Genomic DNA, 21,532 nt, shown 5'->3' with positions numbered 1-21,532 from the left:
GAACAAGGTTCGGCGACGGCTCGACGGATTCAGCCAAAGATTCGTGGCGAAAGCTGCGTTTCGGGCTGCGACTCGTCGGGCCTCCGCCGGTCCGACGGGAAAGTGGGTCGTCGGCCCCGCCGAGATCGCAAACATGGTGCACTCGATCGCCAGTGGCGTTCCAGGAGTCTCATCGGCGATGAACGCGCCGCACCCGTTCTACGCAAATGCCTACGACTACGACCTCGTTGGACTCACCCAGGGGAGCCTGTTCCCGTCACTGAAGCGAGCCAAGCTTTTCGGCGAGCTCGTCGCGAATCACGCGGGAATCATCTACCTCGGGCAGAATGCTTTTCTCGGGGCGCAGGATGACTTCCGCGAATTCGAGTTTCGTTTCATCACGGAGCGAGGGCGTCACCTCGTAGTCATGTTTACGGGAAGCGATATTCGCTCACCAGAGGTCATGCGTGAAATCGAAGAGCGCACCGGCCGCCCGAACATTGCAACCTATCTCAGCGCCACCGCAGGATCAGCGGGTGGCCGTGAACACGAACGCGTGCTCAAAGTTACCGCCGATCGAGCGGTGCAATATGCCGATGCGATCGTCACCGCCTCTGTCGACCAAGCCGGTTATTTGCCACAGGGAACGGAACCGTTCCGGTACTTCTTCCCCGACGAAGACGTTGGCTCAGATCTGAGCAAGTTCGACTCGGGCAGCCCCCGCGTGGTGCTGCACGCGCCCTCATCACCGATTCTGAAGGGCACCCCGCTGGTTCGCGCTGCGGTCGATTCGCTCCGTGCTGAGGGGCTCGAGTTCGAATACGTTGAGCTCACCGGCGCGTCTCATGAGCAGGTTCAGGCAGAGCTTGAGCGGGCTCACATCGTGCTGAACCAGTTCTACGCGTACGTTCCCGGTGTGTTCGGAGTCGAAGCAATGGCCGCGGGAGCAGTCATGCTCACGAGTGCTGACGAAAACATCGAACCCGATTTGCCTCGAGGCTCGAATGAGGCCTGGGTGGTCACGCAGCACTTTGAAGTCGAGCGAAAGCTTCGCGAGTTGTTACTCGCAGACGCTGCTGATCTCAGTGCTCAGGCAGCTCGGGGGCAGAAATGGGTACGAGAGCACGCGGTGGCTTCTGTCTCGTCTCAGGCCATGCGTGAACTGCTGGATCGCATAGAAAATCGGTGATCGACTGAGGGTGTAGCGGCCTAGTCCGAGAGGGGATAGCAGAGAACCGCGCTATCCTCGTAACATCTTGACTATTACTGGAAGAGGCCAGAGTTCATGACTACTGAGTTCATCCCTGCTGCAAAACCCATTATTGGCGACGAAGAGCGCGCTGCTGTCGACCGCGTGCTGCGCTCCGGCATGATCGCTCAAGGCCCAGAGGTTGCGGCATTCGAGCGCGAGTTCGGCGATCACTTCGTCGCAGGCCGCACGGCCGTCGCCGTGAACTCGGGCACCAGTGGTCAGCACCTCGGTCTGCTTGCGGCAGGCGTGAAGCCGGACGACGAGGTCATCGTTCCCTCGTTCACCTTCGCGGCGACCGGTAACTCCGTTGCGCTCGCCGGTGCAACGCCGGTGTTCGTGGACATCGAGCCCACCTACTTCACGCTCGACCCTGAAGCCGTGCGTGCGGCTATCACCCCGCGCACCAAGGGCATCATGCCCGTGCACCTTTACGGTCACCCCTTCCTCGTCGACCAGATCGAGGCAATTGCCAAGGAGCACGGCCTCGCAATCTACGAGGATGCTGCGCAGGCGCACGGAGCGAGCTGGAACGGACGCAACGTCGGTACCATCGGCGACTTCGCCATGTTCAGCCTGTACCCGACCAAGAACATGACCTCGGGCGAGGGCGGCATGGTCACCTGCGCCACCGACGAGATCGCTCGCAACGTTCGCGTGCTTCGCAACCAGGGAATGGAAAAGCAGTACGAGAATGAGGTCATCGGCTTCAACGCGCGCATGACTGACATCCACGCTGCGATCGGCCGCGTCCAGCTCACGAAGGTGAACGCATGGACTGAGATCCGCAAGGCGAACGCTGCAGTCCTGACCGCGGGCCTCGAGGGACTCGACGGTGTTGTCGTCCCGACAGTGGCCCCCGGCGCAGTTCACGTCTACCACCAGTACACGATTCGCGTTGATGCCGCTGAGCGTGCGCGTATCCAGACCGCGCTGAAGGAAGAGCACGGCGTAGGTTCGGGTGTGTACTACCCCATTCCCAACCACCGACTTCCTTCACTGCAGCACTTCGCCCCAGGCCTTGAGCTGCCCGCGACCGAGAAGGCTGCCTCCGAGGTACTTTCCCTTCCGGTGCACCCGTCGCTGACCGCGGGTGACCTTGAACGCATCGTGAACGCGGTTGCTGCAGCAGTGACCGCAGGCGCCTAGCGCCTGCTGAGGTAGCGCGTGCGCTTCGCGATCCTCACTCGAATCTTCGAACCGGAGCCGAGTGCCGCCTCCTTCCGTCTCGCCGCGCTCGCTGAAACTATTTCAGCGAGCCGGCACGACGTCGAAGTGCTGACCGTAAAGCCAGTCGCTGGCCAGCACAGCAACGACGAAGCTCGGCCGTACAGGGTGCGGCGCCTCCCGGTGCTACGTGACTCAGCGGGGTACGTTCGCGGCTATGTCCAGTACATGAGCTTCGATATCCCGCTGTTCTTTCGTATCCTGTTTGGGCGAAAGCGGGACATGCTGGTTGTGGAGCCGCCTCCCACAACCGGCGTATTTGCCCGACTCGGGGCTGCGCTTCGCCGTACCCCGTACGCCTACTATGGAGCCGACATCTGGTCAGATGCCTCCGCTTCGACAGGGGCTCCCGGTTTCGTAGTGAAGACCGTGCGAGCGATGGAACGATTCGCGTTCACGGGTGCTCACGTGGTGCTCGCTGTGAACGATGGTGTCGCTGACAGGATTCGTGAAATCGCTCCGAAGGCCCACGTGGTAACGATCGGAAACGGCGTAAACACCAGGGTCTTCGCGCCCGGCGGAACTGAGCTCGGCGAAGGCACGTTCGCGGTTTACACCGGCACTGCTTCGGAGTGGCAAGGCGCCGACGTGTTTATCCGCGCCTTCGCTGAGGGCGACTTCGGTGATGCGAAGCTCGTGTTCCTCGGTCAGGGCAGCGCATGGAGCTCACTGAAGCAACTCGCTGATGAGCTCGGCGCTCCGGTCCGGTTCGTGGATTCAGTGCCGCCAGAACAAGCCGCGGCATGGCTGCGCGGGGCCGCAGTGAGCCTCGCGAGTATTGCCCCCGGTAGCGGATATGACTTTGCGTTCCCGACCAAGATGTTTGCATCTTGGGGATCCGGTACCCCGGTCATCTACGCCGGTCCCGGCCCCGCGCGCGCGGTGCTCAGCGAGAACCCGGTGCTCGGCATTGGAGTTGAACACGAGGTTGACGCCGTTCGTGCTGCGCTCGTGCAGCAGTTCGCTGTCACCCAGAGCCACACGGATGAGATTTCGTTGTGGGCTCAGCAGAACGTGTCGTTGTCCAGCGTCGCAGAGCGTGCGCTCGGCGCGATTATTGATACTCCGACTAAACTGAGGACTCGATAGTGAAGAGCATTTGGATCACCCTTAAGGAGCTCTTCAATGTACTCCCGAAGGGTGCTAAGCCCTTCTACATCTGGTACTCCATCGTGACGAGCTTGCTCGCGTTGCTCGATACTGCGGCCCTTGGTCTCATCATGCTGGTGATCACACCGCTCGTATCGGGCAAGCCTGTAACGATCCCGCTGCTGGGAGAGCTGCCGGAATCGGCAACGGTCTGGGTGGTTGTTGTGATCTGCGCGCTGTTCATCTTGAAGGGCGTCTTTGCGGTTTCGCTGCATTGGATTGCAACCCGTCGCTTCGCGAAGTACGAGTTGCAGGTGGGCAATACGCTCTTCCGGTCGTACATGCGCTCCGATTGGGAGAAGCGATCGCAGATGAGCACGGCCGAGGTTACTCGTATCGTGGATTCATCCATGGCGAATACGAACCTCGGCTTTATCCTGCCGATTTCGCAGGTTCCGGGCAACGCGCTGACATTCGTTTCGGTCTTGCTCGTACTGGTGATCGCGCAGCCGTTGACCGCGCTGATCGCGCTCGTGTACCTGTCATTTATTTCGATCATGATGCTGCTCGTCGTCGCTCGAAAGTCGAAGCTCGCGGGCACGCACAACCGTGTGTACGGCTATCGCGTCGCAACGATCATGACCGAGATGATTGATGCTCTCAAGGAAGTCACCCTTCGCGACAAGCTCGGAGAGATCGGCGAGGTTATCTCGGACACGCGTGTTGTGGCAACGCGGGCGCGAGCGAACATGTCGTTCCTCAACATCGTGCCCAAGTATGCGTTTGAGGCTTCGCTCATCGGCGGCTTCATCCTGATCGGTGGTGCGGCATACCTCATGGGTGGTGGCTCGGCAGCGATCGTTGCGGTTTCGCTTTTCGCGGCCTCTGGCTTCCGTATGATTCCGGCGATGAACGCGCTTCAGGGCGCTGTAACGTCCTCCGCAGCGAACGAGGTCTACGCCAAGGATGTGATTCGCGAGCTTCGCTTTGCAGAGTCTCAGGGCGAGGAAGTCGTTGTTGAAGACAAGGCTGCCCTGCCTGGTGAGCTTGAGTGTCTGGAGCTTCGCGATGTCACCTTCCGCTACCCGGGTGCCGACCGCAACGTGCTCGATGGCATTTCTATCGAGCTGCCGTTTGGGTCGACGCTCGCCATTGTTGGGCCTTCTGGCGCCGGGAAGTCGACGTTGATCGATCTGCTGCTCGGCCTGAGCACGCCCACCAGTGGAAGCATTAAGCTCGACGGCGCTCCTCTTGACGATGTCTTGAAGCAGTGGCGCAGCCGAGTGGGGTACGTGCCGCAGCGCGTAGCGCTGTTCGACGCGACCATTGCCCAAAACGTCGCTCTTACCTGGGGCTCTGACTACGAGCCGCAGCGCGTCATTGAGTCTCTGAACCGCGCACACCTGGGCGAGCTCGTCAGAAGGGACGGCGGAATCGAAGCCAAGATCGGTGAGCGAGGCTCGTCCATCTCAGGCGGCCAGCAGCAACGCATGGGTATCGCACGCGCCCTCTACTCAGACCCCTTGATTATGGTCATGGACGAGGCGACGAGTGCCCTCGATACCGAAACCGAGGCCCGTGTCACCGAGTCAATGCGCAGCCTTCAGGGCGAGGTGACGTTCATTACTGTCGCCCACCGTCTCTCAACGATTCGTGATTACGACCAGGTGTGTTACCTGGATGGCGGCAAGATTTTGGGATGCGGCAGCTTCTACGAAGTTGTCGAGCAGGTCCCTGCATTCAAAGTCCAAGCCGAACTTGCGGGGTTGCTATGACATCAAAGCCCAGTCTGCTCATCGTTTCGTTCTCGGACATCGCTAATGATGCCCGAGTGAAGAAGCAGATCAACCTCTTCGCTGAGCATTTTAACGTGACCACTTGCGGTCGCGGGCCGGCCACTCGTGAGGATGTGGAACACATCCAGCTCGATGCCGTGGAGACCAAGGCAAAGGCGATTGCTCAGGCGATCCTGCTGCGCGCCCACATGTGGCCCGCAGCGTTTGCCTGTGAAGCCGAGGTGCGCCTTGCACGAAAGCTGCTCAAGGGTCAAAAGTTTGACGTCGCCATTGCCAACGACATCGAGAGCGTTGTCGTTGCGGCTGAGTGTGCGGGGTACGAGCACACGCTTTCAGATCTGCACGAATACTGGCCGGGACTGCACGACCAGAATCTTGCGTGGGTGAAGCTGCGCCGACCGTACTACCAGTGGATGATCCGTCGTTTCGCTGCGCAGGCTGGAGCCGCGATGACGGTTTCGCAGACCATCGCGCAGCGCTACCAAGACGAATTTGGCGTCACCTGCAGCGTCGTTCACAACGCAACTCCGAAGCACGAGCTCGAACCGCAGCCTGTTTCAGAACCGATTAGGGTTGTGCACTCTGGCGGAGCCCAGCCGAATCGTCGCCCTGAGGTGATGATGCGTGCCGTCGCGCGAAGCGCCGCTCCTATCACGATGGACATGTACCTGACCGGGCAGGGAACGGACTACGCTCAGTCGCTTCATGCCCTTGCAGATGAGCTCGGTGACCGCGTTCGTATTCTGCCGCCGAAGCCCTATGACGAGCTGATTGCTGCGTTGAACCAGTACGACGTGGGTATTCATATCCTGCCTGCCACGAACACGAACAACACGCTGGCGCTGCCGAACAAGCTATTCGACTACGTGCAGGCCAGGCTCGCGCTGGTTGTAGGCCCGACCCCAGACATGCAGATGCGCGTGGAAGAACACAGGGTCGGCGTCGTATCTGAAGGCTTTGACGAAGATGCAGTCGTGCGTGCGCTCGATTCGCTCACCCCCGAGGCCGTGCGAGGGTGGAAGGCAAACGCGCATCAGGCAGCAGAGGTCATGAACTCCGAGTACGAGATGCCGGTGCTTGAGCGTGCCGTCGAGCAGCTGCTTGGTGCCGCGCGTGGCTGAATGGCCGTTCGATGTTGATGTCGTAACGGCGGTTCACACCCCAACGCGGCCCGTCGAGCGAGCTGTGAGATCGGTTCTCGACCACACGAACGCTCGGTTTCGCGTGACCGTTGTCGCGCACAACACCGACCCAGCAGGGATCGCGGCTCGACTCGGCAATCTGCTTGAGGATCCACGAGTTCGTCTACTGACTCATGAAGACGAGTACCGCACTCCAGCAGGGCCGAAGAACGTTGGTCTTGCGGAAGCAACAGCGGAGTACGTTGCGATGCTCGATTCCGACGACACCCTTGAGCCGGGGGCACTCGACGCCTGGCTCGACGCAGCTCGCGGTATCAAGGGCGGAGCCGACGCGGTCATCGCGCCGACGACCACCGCGGCCGGCGCGATTCACCCGTCGCCGCCGGTGCGCTGGCACCGAATCAAGCCAGAGGCACCGAAGCAGCTCGACGCTCTCCGTGACAGGCTCGCGTACCGCGCGTCGCCGCTGGGGCTTATTGGGCGCGCGCGATTCTCGCATCTTCGATTTGCTGAGGGCATTCCGACCGGCGAAGATCAGCCGGTGACGGCAGAACTCTGGTTCACGCAGGGATCACGCGTGGTGTTTCCCGCGTATGCGCCCCGGTACCTCGAGCACCATGACCAGGAAGATCGTGTTACCGGAGTGACGCGCAGCGTCGCAGACGAATTTCTGTCTCTTGACCGCACTCTCGCGGAAGGCGCTCCCTGGGGCAGCGACGCCCGGGTCCGCACAGCTGTCGCGACGAAACTCATCCGGGTGCACCTCTTCGATGCGCTGCGTTCGAGGATCGCCTCGGGGTGGACCCCCGACAATGCGCGGGAGCTCGCGAGCGTGGCTGAGCGAATTGTCGCTTGGGGGCCGGGCTGCGTCGGGCTACTCGCAAAGACAGACGCGAAACTGCTCAACCTCGTGCGTGAGGCATCCGTTGAGACCGACGTGTTGCGATCGCAGCTCTCCAAGCGCCAACAGCTCCGAAGCTTGGACGCTGTGCTCGCGAGCAAGCTGCGGTTCACGCTGCACCCGCAGGCGCCGCTGCGGTACCACCTCGCGTCGCTGCTGATCGCCCGCCGCGTGCGTCGGCGATCAGCAGCGACCGCCTAGTCGCGGTCGAAGAGCTTCGCGTCGGGCGTCCACGTGTCATCGAGGAATCGCTGCGCGTAGATGCCCATCGGTTGCCCGCCACGAAGAATGAACTTGCGAACCTCTTCGGGGGTGGTTGCGCCGACGAACTCTTGGAAGCCCATGGGATGCTGAGCGTAGGCGCGTGCGGTGATGCGGCGCTCGATCGGGGTGAGCAGGCCGACGGCCCGCAGAACCGTCTTGATGCGGTCACGATTGCCCTGACTGACATTCGCGGCGGCAAAAGCTTCGAATGTGTTGATGCTTTCGCCAGTCGCGCGCGCGTACCTCGTGTTGACGTAAGCGCGATACCAATCGCGATCTTGCGCGACGCTGCGGTCGAAAGTTGCCCAGACGTCCAGCACTTCCCGGTCAAGCATCGGTAGCGCCCAGTCGTTCCCAAAGTGTTCGTACCCGCGCATCGAATTGTTGATGTACTTGGTCTGGCGCTCGATGATGTTCCAGTACTCCAAAACGTCCAAGCGGGCATCGGGAGAGCCGTCGTAGTTCATGCTGTCGAGGAACTCATTGAGCTTCGCCATGAATGGCTGTGATTTGAGGAGCGCGCGGGCATTCGGCTTGAGCGTGGCGTGGTGCCGCAGCAGAGTGTCAATGAGCTCGTGACGGCTGAGGGGCGCAGGGTTGGCAAGAATCTGCTCGTCGTGCATGTTTCCCACGACGGTGTGCCCTGGCAAGAACACGGCGTCGTCTGAGATGAGGCCGCGAGCCTGGAGCTGCTGAACCGGGTACCAGTCCTGAACATGGGGGAGTGAGGCACCCGCGTAGGCGTCACGAACGAATGCGCCGGCTGCGGGAGAAGCCCAGGCCTCACGTATCTCGGCATTGGTGTACTCGATGAACTCCCAACGCTGACCGAGCTTCGTCGCGACTTCTTCGCTGATGCCCACCTCGCGCGTGCGGCCGGCACCATAGGTGAAGTTCACGACGTTCCTGTGGCCGCGGTCGTGCATCGCTACGGCGAGGAGACGCGAGTCGAGACCGCCGCTGAGGGGGATTACGATCTGGCGGTCGCCAATTTCGGCAAACATGCGATCAAAGGCGCGGTCGAGCGCTTCCGTGAACACGCGGTCGAGTTCGGCTGCGTCGGTCCGCCCCGGCGCGCTGTGGGGCGCAAGACGGCGCACGCCCCAGCGGGTGGAGCCGTCAGCGGGCGCTACCATCCAGCCGCCGGGCTGAATCTGCTCGATACCAGCGAACAGAGTGTCCCGCCCGGTGACGTAGCCAAGGTTTGCGAACTCGGCAGCGAAATCGCGATCAACCGCAGGATCGCCAGCATGCTCCCGCGCGTAGTCGATGCTGTCGGTGATCACGCGGGCGCCGTCAGGGGAACTGGCGACGAACAGTGGCCAACTGCGGATCGGATCCTGCGCCGCAATGAAACCGGCCGGGGTCTCAAGCACCGCGCACCAGTGGCCTGCAATCTCGTCGAGCTGCGGGGCACTGTGCGTGGGTACCGCCGTCGCGAGCGCTGCTCCGAGCGCCTCGAGCGAATCCGGGTAGCCGCGCCAATGAAGCGTGCCCTCTGCGTGTTCGGTAGTGTGCCAAGCAGCGTGGGTGAGGTGCGCGTTCGTGTGCATGCTTCCATTCTGCCCTGTGCGCCAGGGAACAGCAGTCCACACAGGGTACGATTGGGACGTCTATTGCGCTGCTAGGCCGCGCGATGATCGCCAGATGCTCTGGTAACTGCGGTGGATGAGTCACGAGAAGGAATCCTCACATGCACGTTCTGATGTTGCCATCTTGGTACCCGACAGGCGCAGAGGTTTTTCACGGGAGTTTTTTCCGCGAGCAAGCAACAGCGCTCGCCGCAGCCGGGCACAAAGTTGGAGTCGTTGCGCTCGAAGCGATTTCCATCACCGCCCCCGGAGCCCTTGCGGCACTCAGGCTTCGCGTCTCACGTGCAACCGAGGGGCTCCCAGGAGAGCAGCTTGGGGTCTTTCGCTCGGTAGGCCTTCGGCCCATCCCGATGGCGCATCGCTTTAACGTTCGCGCGCTAGCGCGCCGCTGGGAACGCTTGTTTCTCGCGTACGTGCGCGAATGCGGCATGCCGGATGTTCTGCACGCTCATGCGATGAATCCCGGAGGGATTGCCGCTGCTCGTATCGCGAAAAAGTACGACATTCCGTTCGTGGTGACTGAGCATCGCCCGGACTCTGCGATCGCAGAGTTGGGATCGCAGTCGCTCGCCAAAGTGCTGTTTGCGGCGGCCATTCACGCGAAGCGTCGCATTGCGGTCTCGCCTGCCTTCGCCGAATCGCTTTCGGTAGCTTACGACGGTCAGAAATGGGATGTGATCCCGAACATGTTGCCACGGCAGTTCGAATCTTACGAGCCTGCGAAGCCGGCAGCAGAGCCGTTCGTCTTCGGGCACGTGTCTAACCTGCACCCGTACAAACGAGTGGGGCTACTGCTTGACGCCTTCGCCGCTGCCTTCGGTGATGCTCGGGACGTTCGTCTTCGGATCGCGGGGGATTCAGAGTACCTGGCAGAGCATCGCGAACACGCTGAGCGCCTCGGGCTCGGAAACGTTGAATTTGTCGGTGCAGTTTCGCGTGCAGACATCGCGGCCGAGTTTTCGAACTACCACGCGTTTGTCATGCCGAGCGCAGCAGAATCATTTGGCGTGGTGTTCTGGGAGGCGCTCGCGTGTGGTGTCCCGCTAATTGCGACAGCGACCGACGGGGGCCGTTATGCTGTGCGGCCAGACACCGGCCTGCTGGTGGGCATCGACGACCAAACGGAACTGCAGAATGCGCTTCTGCGGATGCGCAACGAGGGGGATCAGTATGATCGTGGGCAGCTTCGCGCAGTGAGCATGAATGAGTGCGGTCAAAGCGAGTTCGTGCGAATGTACACCGAGGTGTACAACGCGGCTATGACAGAGGAACAGTAAATGCCGAAGATGATCTTCCACGTGCCGTACCCCCTGAACCCGGCGGCTACCTCAGCGAGCGGCATTCGCCCGGTGCAGATGCGTCGCGCGTTCGAAACCGAGGGATACGAGGTGGTAGAAGTCTCTGGCGACGCGAAAGCGCGGCGGGCTCAGATTCGTGACCTCAAGAAGCGCATTGCTGCCGGTGAAGACTTCGAATTCGTGTATTCGGAGGCCTCCACAAAGCCGACCGCAATGGCTGAGTCACACAGCCTTCCGCTGCACCCGTTCATGGACATCAGCTTCCTGAGCTACTGCAAGAAACACGAAGTTCCGGTTGGAGTGTTCTACCGAGATATCTACTGGGACAGCCCCAAATATCTTGAGACCGTTCCACGGCCGGTTGCCGCTGTGACTCGTGCGCTCTACCGGCACGACCTGAAGCGCTACAGGACTGCCGTGAGTAAGATCTTCGTGCCGTCCATGCGGATGGCTGCAGTTATGCCGCATACCGAGGTTGCGCAGTGCGTCGCGCTTCCTCCGGGATCCCCCGCAACAGAATCTGCGACACCGGATGCGGGGATGTCGCTGCTCTACGTTGGTGGCACCGGAAGCTACTACCGCATGGAGCAGTCGATTACGGGCGTCGAGGCTGCCGCTGGCGCACGATTGACTATCTGCACTCGCGAGAACGAGTGGGCGGCTGCGAGGGAGAGCTACAGTGCCGTGCTGGGCAGTTCGACCTCGGTGGTGCATGTTTCTGGGGCTGACCTCGAACCGCTGTACGAGGATGCGCACCTGGGCATGTTGTTCATGGAGCCGATTGGTTACCGTGAGTTTGCCGCGCCGATGAAGCTCTACGAATACCTGGGCCACGGTAAGCCGATCATCGCAACTGAAGGATCACTCGCGGGGAACTTTGTTGTGGAGCACGGTGTCGGATGGGCTCTGCCCTATACCGCCGAGGCTCTTACCGAGCTCCTCCTCGAACTGCAGGAGAACCCGGAGAAGTATGAAGCAGTGCGGGCAAATGCGCTGCGGGTTCGCGAGTCCCACACCTGGGAGGCGCGGGCGCGCCAGGCAGCGGCAGCACTGGTGGCCTAGGCCCCGGGCGCTCTGTCACCGCGGCGACCTGAGAAATACAGAGGGCGCTTCACCTACTGGTGAAGCGCCCTCTGCATTGCGGTCGCGGGCGTTATGCGCCGATGCTCTCCACGATGGCAGCTACAGCTGCTGCTGCTGCGTGGCCCTCGCCATACGGGGTGGCGTCGGTGGGCGCCGGAGCCGGGCGAGTGATCGCTGCGGCGATCTCCTCAGGAGTGTTTGCGAGAACGTTCCAGCCGAGTTCGACGGTCTCAACCCACTCGGTTTCGTGGCGCACGGTCGTGCAAGGCACGCGGAGGAGGAATGCCTCCTTCTGGAGTCCGCCCGAATCGGTTATGACGCCGGCGCTCGAGAGCACTGCGGCGATGAGTTCGGGGTAAGCGAGCGGGTCGCGGGTGGTGAGCGAACCGGCCTCGAGCGAAATTCCGTGCTCCTCCGCCTTGGCGCGAACACGGGGGTGCGCGAGCAGTACGACGGGCTTGTCTGCCTGTGAGAGGGCGCTTACGACCTCGCGGAGGCGCTCGGGCTCGTTGGTGTTCTCTGCGCGGTGGATAGTCGCGACGTAGAACTCGCCCTTGGCGAACTCGTCGGTGACAGCGTTCGGCTTCTGCTCGGCGAGTACCGCATCGCGCACCTGGTAGAGCACGTCGGTCATGACGTCGCCTACGAGCACGGCGCGGTCGGTGATGCCCTCGTTCGCGAGGTGCTGCATTGCAACATCGGTGGGGGCAAGGCACAGATCCGCAGCGTGGTCGGTGAGCACGCGGTTGTGCTCCTCCGGCATCGCGCGGTTGAACGAGCGCAGGCCTGCCTCGAGGTGGGCGACAGGGAAGTGCAGCTTCACTGCGCTGACTGCGGCTGCGAGCGTTGAGTTGGTGTCGCCGTAGACGAGTACGCAATCGGGCTGGAAACGTTCGAGAACCTCGTCCATCTGGGCGAGCATGCTGCCGGTCTGCACGCCGTGCGAGCCAGATCCAACGCCAAGATGCGCGTCAGGCTCGGGAATGCCGAGATCGCGGAAGAACACGTCAGAGAGCATGGGGTCATAGTGCTGACCGGTATGCACAATCACGTGTTCGTGCCCCGCTGCCGTGATCGCATGAGCGATCGGCGCGAGCTTTACAAACTGGGGGCGTGCGCCCACGACACTCATGATCTTCACCCCACCAGTCTAAGGCGAAGCAATGCGAGGCTACTATTGATGAATGCGGGTTCTAGCTGTCACGCCTTGGTTTCCCACTCCATCGCACCCTGTATCGGGGGTCTTTACGCTGCGGGATGCCGAGCTGCTTGCGACGGATCACGAGGTCACCGTGCTGCACCTCTGCCGACCCGACTGGCTGGAACCAGCACCCGACCAGATCTCGGGAGTTCGAGTCGAGCGCATCCCGTTCGCAATTACAAAGCCCGGCACCTTCCTCGCGGCGCGACGCCGGATGCGAGAGCTCTTGAAAGAACACGACCTGCTTCATACAATGGCGTTTCCTGCGCTTTTGCTTGCGGCAGTTTCAGGGATTCGGGCGCCCTGGGTTCATACGGAGCACTTCTCGACCCTCGTGACGCCGCCAGCAAATGCGGTTGCTGCGTTCGGGAGGCGAATGCTGATGCGAGCGTTCAAGCGGCCGGGGACGGTTGTCGCGGTGAGTAGCTCGCTCGCCGACGCGATTGCTCCGTTCCGTGAAGTGCCGGCTCCCGTCATTGGCAATAGGGTTGAGTTTCCTCAGGCTGGCGTGCTCCACCGAGGCGGTGGCAGTGATGAACTGGCGCTTGTCGCAGTTGGCGGCCTCGTCTCCCGTAAGGGGCCACTGATCGCCGTTGAAGCACTCAAAGAACTCAGGGACTCGGGAACTGCTGCAACGCTCACCTGGATCGGTGACGGAGAAGAGCGAGACGCGGTCGTCGCTCGGGTCTGTGAACTGGGGCTCGTGGATGCCGTAACGCTGACTGGTGCGCTTGCTCCGGAACTCGTATCTGAATACCTCACCGCATCGGACGTATTTGTGCTTCCCGTTGAAACTGAGACATTTGGTGTTGCGATCGCAGAAGCGCTCGCGCACGGTGTTCCTGTTGTCGCAACGGGCACCGGTGGCCACGAGGAGTTCTTGCCGGCCCGAGCCTCGCGTTTGGTGGCCCAGCGTGAGTCGGGGGCGGTCGCGCGGGCCGTCGCCGAACTGATGTCGGATCCTGAGCGCTGGGATGCCACCGAGGTTCAGGCGTATGCGGCACAACGCTTCTCGGAAGCGAGCCGAAAGGAAGCCTACGAGGCGACCTACCGAGAAGCCGTTCAGCGCAAGAGGTGACCAGCGGCGTAGACTGTTGACGTGAAGATTGCAGTAGTCGCTACCGGAAAGATCGGGCTCCCGCTCGCAACGCAGTTCGCGTCGATGGGCCATGAAGTCGTCGGCGTTGACGTGAATCAGGCTCTCGTCGACGTTATTAACACCGGCGTTGAGCCCTTCCCCGGCGAAGCTGGCATGGCTGAGAAGCTCGCTGAGCAGGTGCCGAGCGGCAAGCTCCGCGCGACGACCAACTATGCTGACGCCATCCCCGGCGCTGACGCAGTCGTGATTGTTGTGCCGCTGCTCGTGGACGAAGAGACCTGGCAGCCTGACTTCAAGTGGATGGACGCCGCGACTTCGTCGCTGGCTGAGCACCTCACGCCTGGCACGCTGATCTCCTACGAGACGACGCTGCCCGTGGGAACCACGCGCACCCGGTGGAAGCCGCTCATCGAGCAGGTCTCCGGCCTCACCGAAGGCGAAGACTTCCACCTCGTGTTCTCGCCTGAACGAGTGCTCACGGGTCGTGTCTACGCGGACCTCAAGAAGTACCCGAAGCTCGTTGGCGGTCTCAGTGAGGCCGGCACCAAGCGGGCTATCGAGTTCTACGAGTCGGTGCTCACGTTCGATGAGCGCACCGATCTGCCCCGCCCGAACGGCGTCTGGGACATGGGTACCGCTGAGGCTGCCGAAATGGCAAAGCTTGCAGAGACCACCTACCGTGATGTCAACATCGGCCTCGCGAACCAGTTCGCGCGCTTTGCTGACACCGCCGGAATCGACGTGTACAAGGTTATTGAGGCGTGCAACTCGCAGCCCTTCAGCCACATTCACCGCCCCGGCATTGCTGTCGGCGGACACTGCATCCCCGTCTACCCGCGTCTCTACCTTTCGACCGACCCCGACGCAGACATCGTGCGTACCGCGCGTAACTACAACGCAACGATGCCTGAGTACGTGGTGACCCGGGTCGAGCAGACCATCGGTGACCTCGCAGGCCAGCGAGTCGTTGTGCTTGGTGCAGCGTACCGAGGCGGCGTGAAGGAGACTGCCGTTTCGGGTGTGTTCCCGACCGTCGAGGCGCTTATCGCTCGAGGCGCAGTGGTGACGGTTCACGATCCGGTGTTCTCCGATGAGGAGCTCGCTGGTTACGGATTTACCGTGCACAAGCTTGGTGACGCAGTTGACGTTGCAATCCTGCAGGCTGATCACGCGGAGTACCGTGAGCTTGGCCCCGCCGACTTCCCGGAGATCAAGCTCTTCGCAGACGGCCGTAACTTCACCGATCCGGCTGCCTGGAAGGGCGTTCCCCGCGTAGTCATTGGGGCCTAATATCCAAGCTTCGGACAGTACGGATAACCGCAAGGCCCGAGGTGTGAACCCAGACTCTCTTTTGCGAAGAGTCTGGTCAAACGGGGTATTCCGATACCTCTTTGTTGGCGGAGCGTGCTTCCTGGCAGACCTCGGTCTGCTGTGGATCATGCACGCCCTACTCGGGGTGCCGCTGGTCATTGCGACCCCGGTCGCGTTCCTGCTTTCGTTTGCGATTACGTATTTCTCGCAGCGCTATTTCGCGTTCCAATCTGAATCGACGCTTGCTCCAAGCGTCGCCCGATACACGGCTCTCGTGGCTTTCAACACGGTAGCGACGACTGGTATCGTTTGGGCCGCAGATGAGCTGGGCTGGAGCTGGATCGTAGGCAAAGTCATTAGTGTTGGTGTGACAACGGTGTGGAACTTCTTTGCCTACAGGTACTGGGTGTTCGCCGCGAAAAACGACGGAGAAGTGCATGTATAAGGGCGCATCAATCGCGGCAGTAGTGCCTGCGTATAAAGAAGAGAAGATGATCGCTACGGTCATTGAGACGATGCCTGAGTTCGTCGACCACATCGTTATCGTCGATGACTGCAGTCCCGACGCAACGAGTGACGTTGTCCGTTCGATCGACGACCCCCGAGTCACCTTGATTCGTCATGAAGAGAACCAGGGCGTTGGCGGTGCGATCATCACGGCGCACAAGGCCGCAATGGAGCTTGGTGCCGACGTCAACGTCGTCATGGCTGGTGACGCGCAGATGGACCCGGACTACCTGCCCCAGCTCCTTGACCCGGTCACTGACGGCGGCTTCGGTTTCTCTAAGGCGAACCGCTTCTTCGCGCCGGAGTCATTCGAAGGAATGCCTGGATACCGTGTATTCGGGAATATCGTGCTGTCCTTCTTTACGAAGGTCTCTTCTGGGTATTACCACCTCTTCGACCCCCAGAACGGCTACACGGCCGTGCGTACCGAGGTGCTGAAGCGCTTGCCGCTCGACCGCATTGCGAAGCGCTACAGCTTTGAAAACGATCTCCTGATTCACCTGAATATTGCGCAGGTGCCTGCCGTGGACGTGCCGATTCCGGCTGTATACGGCGACGAGGTTTCGAGTATTCGACTGAGCAAGGTCGTGCCAGAGCTCCTGCACCGTTTGACGGTCGGGTACTGGAGCCGAATTTGGTACCGGTACGTGCTGTGGTCGTTCTCTCCGATCGCGTTCATGCTCTTCCTGGGGCTGCTGCTGTTCGTTGTTGGCCTTGGAATCAGCGTCTGGGTGATGTTCCAGATCGCGGGCTCAGTTGTCGCCACCGCCGCAACAGTGATGCTGGCTGCGCTACCGCTGATGATCGGTACGCAGCTGCTCATCAGCGCGATGCAACTTGATATTCAAGCGACCCCAGACCAGCCCAATTTGGCGAAGTTCGAGCGTGAAGGCGAAGGTGCGTGACCGTGGGAATGCAGGGCGTTGATAGCAGGGAAGATTTCCTCACCCGATTTACCGCGCGTCGCGCGGATCTGCTGACGTGGGCCGTGGTGCTCGGCAGCTTTGTCGTGGGCTATGCAGGGTACGTCTACCGCTCGGTGTTCTTCTACCCGGATTCGCGGTACTACCTGGCAATGGCGTACCTGTTCGGTGGAGAGTCTCCCGAGGACGCTCGCCTGCTCACCGAGCAGGCGCTTGTCGGCTACGACATCCCAGTTCCGGACACCGATCTGCTGTTCGGCTGGGGCCTCGTGCAGCCCCGAGTGATTCTGCCGCTGCTCGCAGCGATCCCTGTGCGACTGTTCGGCCCCTACGGACTTGTCGGCGTCGTGCTCGTGATCAACATCGTGATGACAATCGTGTTTACGATGATTCTGAAGCGTCGCTTCGGCAACGGTGCGGCCATCGCGGTCACGCTGCTCATCAACACGAGCCACTACCTGCAGGCGTTCAAGGGCGGGGCACTCACAGAGTCGCTGTCTGCGCTGTGGACCGCGCTGAGCTTGATCCTCGCCTGGAAGTGGATTCAGAGCCGCAACAAGTGGGCACTTACCGGCCTTGCGGCCACGGTGATCGGTTCGGCGTTTACCAGGCAGGCAACTTTCATCGTTGCCGGCGCCTTCGTCGTTGCGTGGATCTTGGGTTCCATCAAGGAACGTAAGAACAGCGCATGGATGTGGCCTGCGATCGTGACCGCAGTGACGGCACTCGCGGCTCAGGTGTTCCAAACGATCGTGTTCCCAACGTTCTCTCAAGCCGGGCAGTACATGCGCATGACTGAGACCGACAATATGCTCGATGCGATTCTCGCTACACCCACGATGGTCGCGGGGATTCTCGTTGATGAGACTGCGACATTCCTGCGCCAGGATGTCTCGTTGCTGGTCTTTATCTTGCTCGCCATCGCTGCGATGGTGATCTTCTGGCGTCGCGAAGAATCGCACCTGCTCTTGGGTGCGGTACTTGGAGTCGCGCTGTACAACATCACCAATGGCAACGCCACCCAGTTCAGGTACGCCGTTCCGGGCCTCGTGTTCTACGCACTCGCCGTTGGCCTGCTTGTTGCGTACGCTGCCGGTACGATCAGCGCTAAGAAGGCAGAGTTTCCAGCCGTTAAGGCAGCCTCGAAAGACGAGACGGCAGCACAAGAAGCGGTACCTGCGAACTAGAGCTTTGCCGCGAGCTGCGTCATAAGATCACGTGAGGCGTCTTCCTGATAGTGAATCGGGTGGGCGCCCCACTTGTGATTGAGGGTCGAAAACAGCAGCTCGGGCTTTGGCTCGATCATGTTGAAACCAAGCCCGCTGAGGTGCTCGTAGTAGGGGGCGTAGCGGGCATTCCACTCCTCGGAGCTTGCGCCGTAGTCTCCCTGGACGCTCCCGCCCTCGACCGCTTCTGAGGCGTAGATCGCCTTGACGAGGTGGGTTTTCTCCCATGCCTCTGCTGTTACGAGCTCGGCCTTCACCGCGGCTGCCGCCGCCTTGAATCGCTCAAAGTGCGCGGGGTCGCCGAGGTGGAGCCTGCGGCGTCGGAGAATGCTGTCGCCGGTGAGCCAGCCCGAAGCGGAGAGCTCGGCACTGAGCGTTGCATAGCGCTTCGGCCAATACTCGATGACGCCGAGGCGGTCATCGACGATATCCAGTAGCACAACGTCGGCGCTCGGTGCTTGCTCTTTGATCTGGGACAGCAGCGACGAGTGAAAATCTTCGCGGAGCATTCGGCGCTGGAACGGGGAGCTCAACCTGTCCACGGGTGGCGCCCATGCTGCTGGGGAGTTCGCGCTCACCCAGGCCTGACGCGCGGTGTAGTGCGCGGGAGTGAATACCTCAGGTACGAGCCCGACGGCATCGCGCGATACGCAAGAACCAAAAATTGCAACATTGAGCGCCATAATGCGTGAGTCTAGCGGCTAAACAGGACGGCCTTATCTTCCCTGAGGCTGGGGCCGTGAGCCTCCCATAGACTAGAGGCATGGATCTTCTCGTAGTTGGCTCCGGTTTCTTCGGCCTCACTATTGCCGAACGCGCCGCGAGCGCAGGCAAGAAGGTGGTCGTCATCGACCGCCGCGACCACATCGGAGGGAACGCCTACTCCGAGGCTGAACCAGAGACCGGCATTGAGGTGCACCGCTACGGGGCGCACCTTTTCCACACCTCCAATGAGACCGTGTGGGAGTACGTGAATCGCTTTACCGAGTTCACGAGCTACGTGCACAAGGTGTACTCGAACTTTAGGGGCGAGGTTTACCCGCTGCCGATCAACCTTGGCACGATCAACCAGTTCTTCCGTGCCGCCTACAGCCCCGACGAAGCCCGGGAGCTGATCGCTGAGCAGGCCGGTGAGTTCGACACGAAAAGCGCACAGAACCTCGAGGAGAAAGGGATCTCGCTCATCGGGCGCCCGCTCTACGAGGCCTTCATCCGCGACTACACCTCGAAGCAGTGGCAGACCCCCACGACGGAGCTTCCCGCCGAGGTCATCAGTCGCCTTCCCGTGCGCTACAACTACGACAACCGCTACTTCAGCGACACCCACGAGGGTCTGCCCGTCAAGGGGTACACCGCGTGGCTCGAAAACATGGCGGACCACCCGAACATTGAGGTTCGCCTGAACACCGATTTCTTCGATGAGTCGCAGCCGCTGAACAAGGCGGCCGTTGTCGGCAAGGTGCCCGTCGTCTACACGGGCCCGGTCGACCGCTACTTCGACTACGCGGAGGGCGAGCTCGGGTGGCGCACTCTCGATTTCGAGCAGCAGGTGCTTCCCGTCGGTGACTTCCAAGGTACGAGCGTCATGAACTACGCGGGGTCGGATGTGCCGTACACCCGCATCCACGAGTTCCGTCACTTCCACCCTGAGCGGGAGTACCCGACGGATAAGACCGTCATTATGCATGAGTACTCGCGCTTCGCGACCCGCGACGATGAGCCCTACTACCCCGTGAACACCCCTGAAGATCGCGAGCGCCTACTCAAGTACCGTGAGCTCACCGAGCAGGAGCCGCAGGTCTTCTTCGGCGGTCGCCTCGGCACCTACCAGTACCTAGACATGCACATGGCGATCGGCTCGGCCCTCTCCATGTGGAACAACAAGCTCGACGGCAACATCTAACCTCGCGCCTAGGCAAAGAGCTGGGCCCATCCCTGTGGGGGTGGGCCGCAGCTCTTTCTTGTGGTGGCTACTCCTCGAGCGGCACCTGCACGGTGCGCGTCGCGGGTCGCTGCGGTTCACGTCCGCCAGCACGATCGAGCTCGGCCTCGCGTGTGCGCCAAGATTGGTATCCGGGCTCATCACGAAGGGCTCGCTCGATTTCTTCGGGCGTTGCCCGGAGCTTTGGGTCGAACTTCAGGTACGCGCGGGTCTCCCGGGCGACGAGGCCCGACAAGATGAGTAGGCCGATGAGGTTCGGGATGGCCATGAGCCCGTTCATCATGTCCGAGAACGACCACGCGATGTCGAGCTGGGTGGTTGCACCAACGAACACGATGAGCGAGAAGACCACGCGGAACGGGATCGCGATCTTTCGGCCGAAGATGCGCACGATGTTTCGCTCGCCGTAGTAGGCCCAGCCGAGGATCGTCGAGAAGGCGAACATCACGAGCCCGATTGTTACGACCCAGTGGCCCCACTCGCCCGGGAGGCCGTGCGAGAACGCCTGACCGGTCATGAGGGCAGGGGAGAGCTGCTCGTTCGTCGCAGGGTCAACCTGCGAGTACGTGCCCGTCGTGACGATGACAAGGCCGGTCATGGTGACCACGATGATGGTGTCGATGAACGTCTGCGTCATTGAGACGAGACCCTGGCGAACCGGGTGGCTCGTTTGCGCTGCCGCTGCTGCGATGGCGGCTGAGCCCATGCCCGACTCGTTGGAGAAGATGCCGCGTGCGAATCCGTACTGCACCGCGATGATGAACACGGAGCCGGCGAACCCGCCAGCGGCCGCCGTACCGGTGAACGCGTCATGGAAGATGGTCGCGAGGGCCGCGGGCACCTCGCCGATGTTCGCGCCGAGGATGTAGAGTGCCGCGACGACGTAGAACACGATCATGATTGGCACGAAGCCGGCGGTGACCTTGCCGATCGACTTGATGCCGCCGACGAGCACGACGAGCGCGAACGCGGTGAGGACGAGGCCCGTCACCCAGACGGGAACGCTGAACGAATGCTCGACGTTCGCGGCGATTGAGTTCGACTGGGTGAGGTTGCCGATCCCGAAGCAGGCGAAGACCGCGAACACCGTGAACGACCAGCCGAGAATCTTACCGAGCGGCCCGCGGATGCCCTTCTCAAGGTAGTACTGGGGCCCACCGTTGCGCTCACCCTTCGCGTCCGCCTGCCGGTATCGTACCCCGAGGAATGCCTCGGTGTACTTCGAAGCCATGCCAAGCAAGCCCGTAATCCACATCCAGAAGAGCGCGCCTGGCCCCCCGATCCCGATCGCGGTCGCGACGCCCACGATGTTGCCCGTGCCGACCGTGGCAGCGAGCGCTGTCGTGAGCGCCTGGAACTGCGAGATGTCACCCTGGGCGCCGGGATCCTTGCGTCGGAGAAGGCCGAGGTTCAGCGCGGCCCCGAGCCTGAGGAACTGGATGCCGCCGAGCCTGATGGTCAGGTACAAGCCGGTGAGGAACAGGAGTGGGATGAGGACGAATGGCCCCCAGATCACTCCGCCGATCGTGTCGAGTATCTCTTGCAGTGTGTTCGTCATAGAGGACCGTCATCTTTCGCGTCGTTGCGTAGTAGTCGGACAGAGAATTGGAATTCAACAGGATCCAACATAGCAACCCGCCTCAGTGTGCAGGAGCAGCGTTGAGGATGCGAACAATTGACCTGGCGAGCTGACCGCCGAGGAA

Annotated in this window: 18 protein-coding genes; 14 read left to right on the top strand and 4 right to left on the bottom strand. The window is 61.5% G+C overall.

Going from position 1 to position 21,532, the window contains the following annotated elements:
• The first annotated feature begins 43 nt into the window (after positions 1-43).
• The 6 genes from FB468_RS09125 to FB468_RS09100 all read left to right on the top strand — a co-directional run bounded on the left by FB468_RS09125 (position 44) and on the right by FB468_RS09100 (position 7,584).
• On the top strand, positions 44-1,168 hold the full coding sequence (locus tag FB468_RS09125) for a glycosyltransferase (RefSeq protein ID WP_141887067.1): 1,125 nt from the start codon (positions 44-46) through the stop codon (positions 1,166-1,168).
• Positions 1,169-1,264: 96 nt separating this feature from the next.
• Positions 1,265-2,377, top strand: a complete 1,113-nt coding sequence (locus tag FB468_RS09120; protein ID WP_141887066.1) for a DegT/DnrJ/EryC1/StrS family aminotransferase — start codon at positions 1,265-1,267, stop codon at positions 2,375-2,377.
• A gap of 18 nt (positions 2,378-2,395) precedes the next feature.
• A complete protein-coding gene (locus tag FB468_RS09115; protein ID WP_141887065.1) occupies positions 2,396-3,544 on the top strand; it encodes a glycosyltransferase in 1,149 nt (382 codons plus the stop codon).
• Positions 3,544-5,319 (top strand): ABC transporter ATP-binding protein, encoded by a 1,776-nt coding sequence (locus FB468_RS09110; RefSeq protein WP_141887064.1) that lies wholly within the window; start codon positions 3,544-3,546, stop codon positions 5,317-5,319. The genes FB468_RS09115 and FB468_RS09110 overlap by 1 nt, the downstream gene beginning before the upstream one ends.
• 56 nt (positions 5,320-5,375) lie before the next feature.
• Positions 5,376-6,461 (top strand): glycosyltransferase family protein, encoded by a 1,086-nt coding sequence (locus FB468_RS09105; protein ID WP_141887063.1) that lies wholly within the window; start codon positions 5,376-5,378, stop codon positions 6,459-6,461.
• Positions 6,424-7,584 (top strand): glycosyltransferase family A protein, encoded by a 1,161-nt coding sequence (locus FB468_RS09100; RefSeq protein ID WP_342777259.1) that lies wholly within the window; start codon positions 6,424-6,426, stop codon positions 7,582-7,584. The genes FB468_RS09105 and FB468_RS09100 overlap by 38 nt, the downstream gene beginning before the upstream one ends.
• Here FB468_RS09100 and FB468_RS09095 read toward each other — a convergent pair.
• Entirely contained in the window at positions 7,581-9,200 is a 1,620-nt protein-coding gene (locus tag FB468_RS09095) for an asparagine synthase-related protein (protein WP_141887061.1), read from the bottom strand. The two genes, FB468_RS09100 and FB468_RS09095, sit on opposite strands and share 4 nt — an antisense overlap.
• A 140-nt stretch (positions 9,201-9,340) precedes the next feature.
• On the opposite strand from FB468_RS09095, the gene FB468_RS09090 reads away from it, so the two are divergent.
• Together FB468_RS09090 and FB468_RS09085 are read left to right on the top strand one after the other, a co-directional pair.
• On the top strand, positions 9,341-10,516 hold the full coding sequence (locus FB468_RS09090) for a glycosyltransferase (protein ID WP_141887060.1): 1,176 nt from the start codon (positions 9,341-9,343) through the stop codon (positions 10,514-10,516).
• Positions 10,517-11,599: a glycosyltransferase family protein gene (locus FB468_RS09085; protein ID WP_141887059.1), complete on the top strand. Its 1,083-nt coding sequence runs from the start codon at positions 10,517-10,519 to the stop codon at positions 11,597-11,599.
• Positions 11,600-11,690: 91 nt separating this feature from the next.
• Here FB468_RS09085 and wecB read toward each other — a convergent pair whose 3' ends face one another.
• Positions 11,691-12,761, bottom strand: coding sequence for a non-hydrolyzing UDP-N-acetylglucosamine 2-epimerase (gene wecB, locus FB468_RS09080; RefSeq protein ID WP_141887058.1), 1,071 nt, complete (start codon positions 12,759-12,761; stop codon positions 11,691-11,693).
• A gap of 43 nt (positions 12,762-12,804) precedes the next feature.
• Between wecB and FB468_RS09075 the strand changes: the two genes are divergently transcribed.
• Genes FB468_RS09075 through FB468_RS09055 form a run of 5 tightly spaced genes read left to right on the top strand, consistent with a single transcriptional unit; the run spans position 12,805 to position 17,848 of the window.
• A complete protein-coding gene (locus tag FB468_RS09075; protein ID WP_141887057.1) occupies positions 12,805-13,899 on the top strand; it encodes a glycosyltransferase family 4 protein in 1,095 nt (364 codons plus the stop codon).
• A 21-nt stretch (positions 13,900-13,920) separates the two neighbouring features.
• Positions 13,921-15,210, top strand: a complete 1,290-nt coding sequence (locus tag FB468_RS09070) for a nucleotide sugar dehydrogenase (protein WP_141887056.1) — start codon at positions 13,921-13,923, stop codon at positions 15,208-15,210.
• Between the two features lie 43 nt (positions 15,211-15,253).
• The gene (locus FB468_RS09065; RefSeq protein ID WP_170219689.1) at positions 15,254-15,676 is read left to right on the top strand and encodes a GtrA family protein; all 423 of its coding nucleotides are present in this window, start codon (positions 15,254-15,256) and stop codon (positions 15,674-15,676) included.
• A complete protein-coding gene (locus FB468_RS09060) occupies positions 15,669-16,643 on the top strand; it encodes a glycosyltransferase family 2 protein (protein ID WP_141887054.1) in 975 nt (324 codons plus the stop codon). The genes FB468_RS09065 and FB468_RS09060 overlap by 8 nt, the downstream gene beginning before the upstream one ends.
• A complete protein-coding gene (locus tag FB468_RS09055; protein ID WP_141887053.1) occupies positions 16,640-17,848 on the top strand; it encodes a hypothetical protein in 1,209 nt (402 codons plus the stop codon). The genes FB468_RS09060 and FB468_RS09055 overlap by 4 nt, the downstream gene beginning before the upstream one ends.
• On the opposite strand, the gene FB468_RS09050 is transcribed toward FB468_RS09055, so the two are convergent.
• Positions 17,845-18,570, bottom strand: coding sequence for a DUF6270 domain-containing protein (locus FB468_RS09050; RefSeq protein WP_141887052.1), 726 nt, complete (start codon positions 18,568-18,570; stop codon positions 17,845-17,847). The two genes, FB468_RS09055 and FB468_RS09050, sit on opposite strands and share 4 nt — an antisense overlap.
• A gap of 80 nt (positions 18,571-18,650) precedes the next feature.
• On the opposite strand from FB468_RS09050, the gene glf reads away from it, so the two are divergent.
• Positions 18,651-19,790: a UDP-galactopyranose mutase gene (gene glf / locus FB468_RS09045; RefSeq protein WP_141887051.1), complete on the top strand. Its 1,140-nt coding sequence runs from the start codon at positions 18,651-18,653 to the stop codon at positions 19,788-19,790.
• A 67-nt stretch (positions 19,791-19,857) separates the two neighbouring features.
• Here the strand turns inward: glf and FB468_RS09040 are convergent, their stop codons facing one another.
• Entirely contained in the window at positions 19,858-21,387 is a 1,530-nt protein-coding gene (locus FB468_RS09040) for an alanine/glycine:cation symporter family protein (RefSeq protein WP_141887050.1), read from the bottom strand.
• Positions 21,388-21,532 lie beyond the last annotated feature (145 nt).

Origin of the sequence: Leucobacter komagatae, assembly GCF_006716085.1 — a bacterium.
In the GTDB taxonomy this organism is placed as follows: domain Bacteria; phylum Actinomycetota; class Actinomycetes; order Actinomycetales; family Microbacteriaceae; genus Leucobacter; species Leucobacter komagatae.
Note: the sequence above shows the minus strand (reverse complement) of the source record. Positions and strands in the feature narration are given on the sequence as shown.

Coding starts and splice junctions, on each gene's coding strand:
- FB468_RS09120 (WP_141887066.1), top strand. CDS start 1,265: ATGACTACTGAGTTCATCCCTGCTGCAAAACCCATTATTGGCGACGAA.
- FB468_RS09095 (WP_141887061.1), bottom strand. CDS start 9,200: ATGCACACGAACGCGCACCTCACCCACGCTGCTTGGCACACTACCGAA.
- FB468_RS09090 (WP_141887060.1), top strand. CDS start 9,341: ATGCACGTTCTGATGTTGCCATCTTGGTACCCGACAGGCGCAGAGGTT.
- FB468_RS09085 (WP_141887059.1), top strand. CDS start 10,517: ATGCCGAAGATGATCTTCCACGTGCCGTACCCCCTGAACCCGGCGGCT.
- FB468_RS09075 (WP_141887057.1), top strand. CDS start 12,805: ATGCGGGTTCTAGCTGTCACGCCTTGGTTTCCCACTCCATCGCACCCT.
- FB468_RS09060 (WP_141887054.1), top strand. CDS start 15,669: ATGTATAAGGGCGCATCAATCGCGGCAGTAGTGCCTGCGTATAAAGAA.
- FB468_RS09050 (WP_141887052.1), bottom strand. CDS start 18,570: ATGGCGCTCAATGTTGCAATTTTTGGTTCTTGCGTATCGCGCGATGCC.
- glf (WP_141887051.1), top strand. CDS start 18,651: ATGGATCTTCTCGTAGTTGGCTCCGGTTTCTTCGGCCTCACTATTGCC.
- FB468_RS09040 (WP_141887050.1), bottom strand. CDS start 21,387: ATGACGAACACACTGCAAGAGATACTCGACACGATCGGCGGAGTGATC.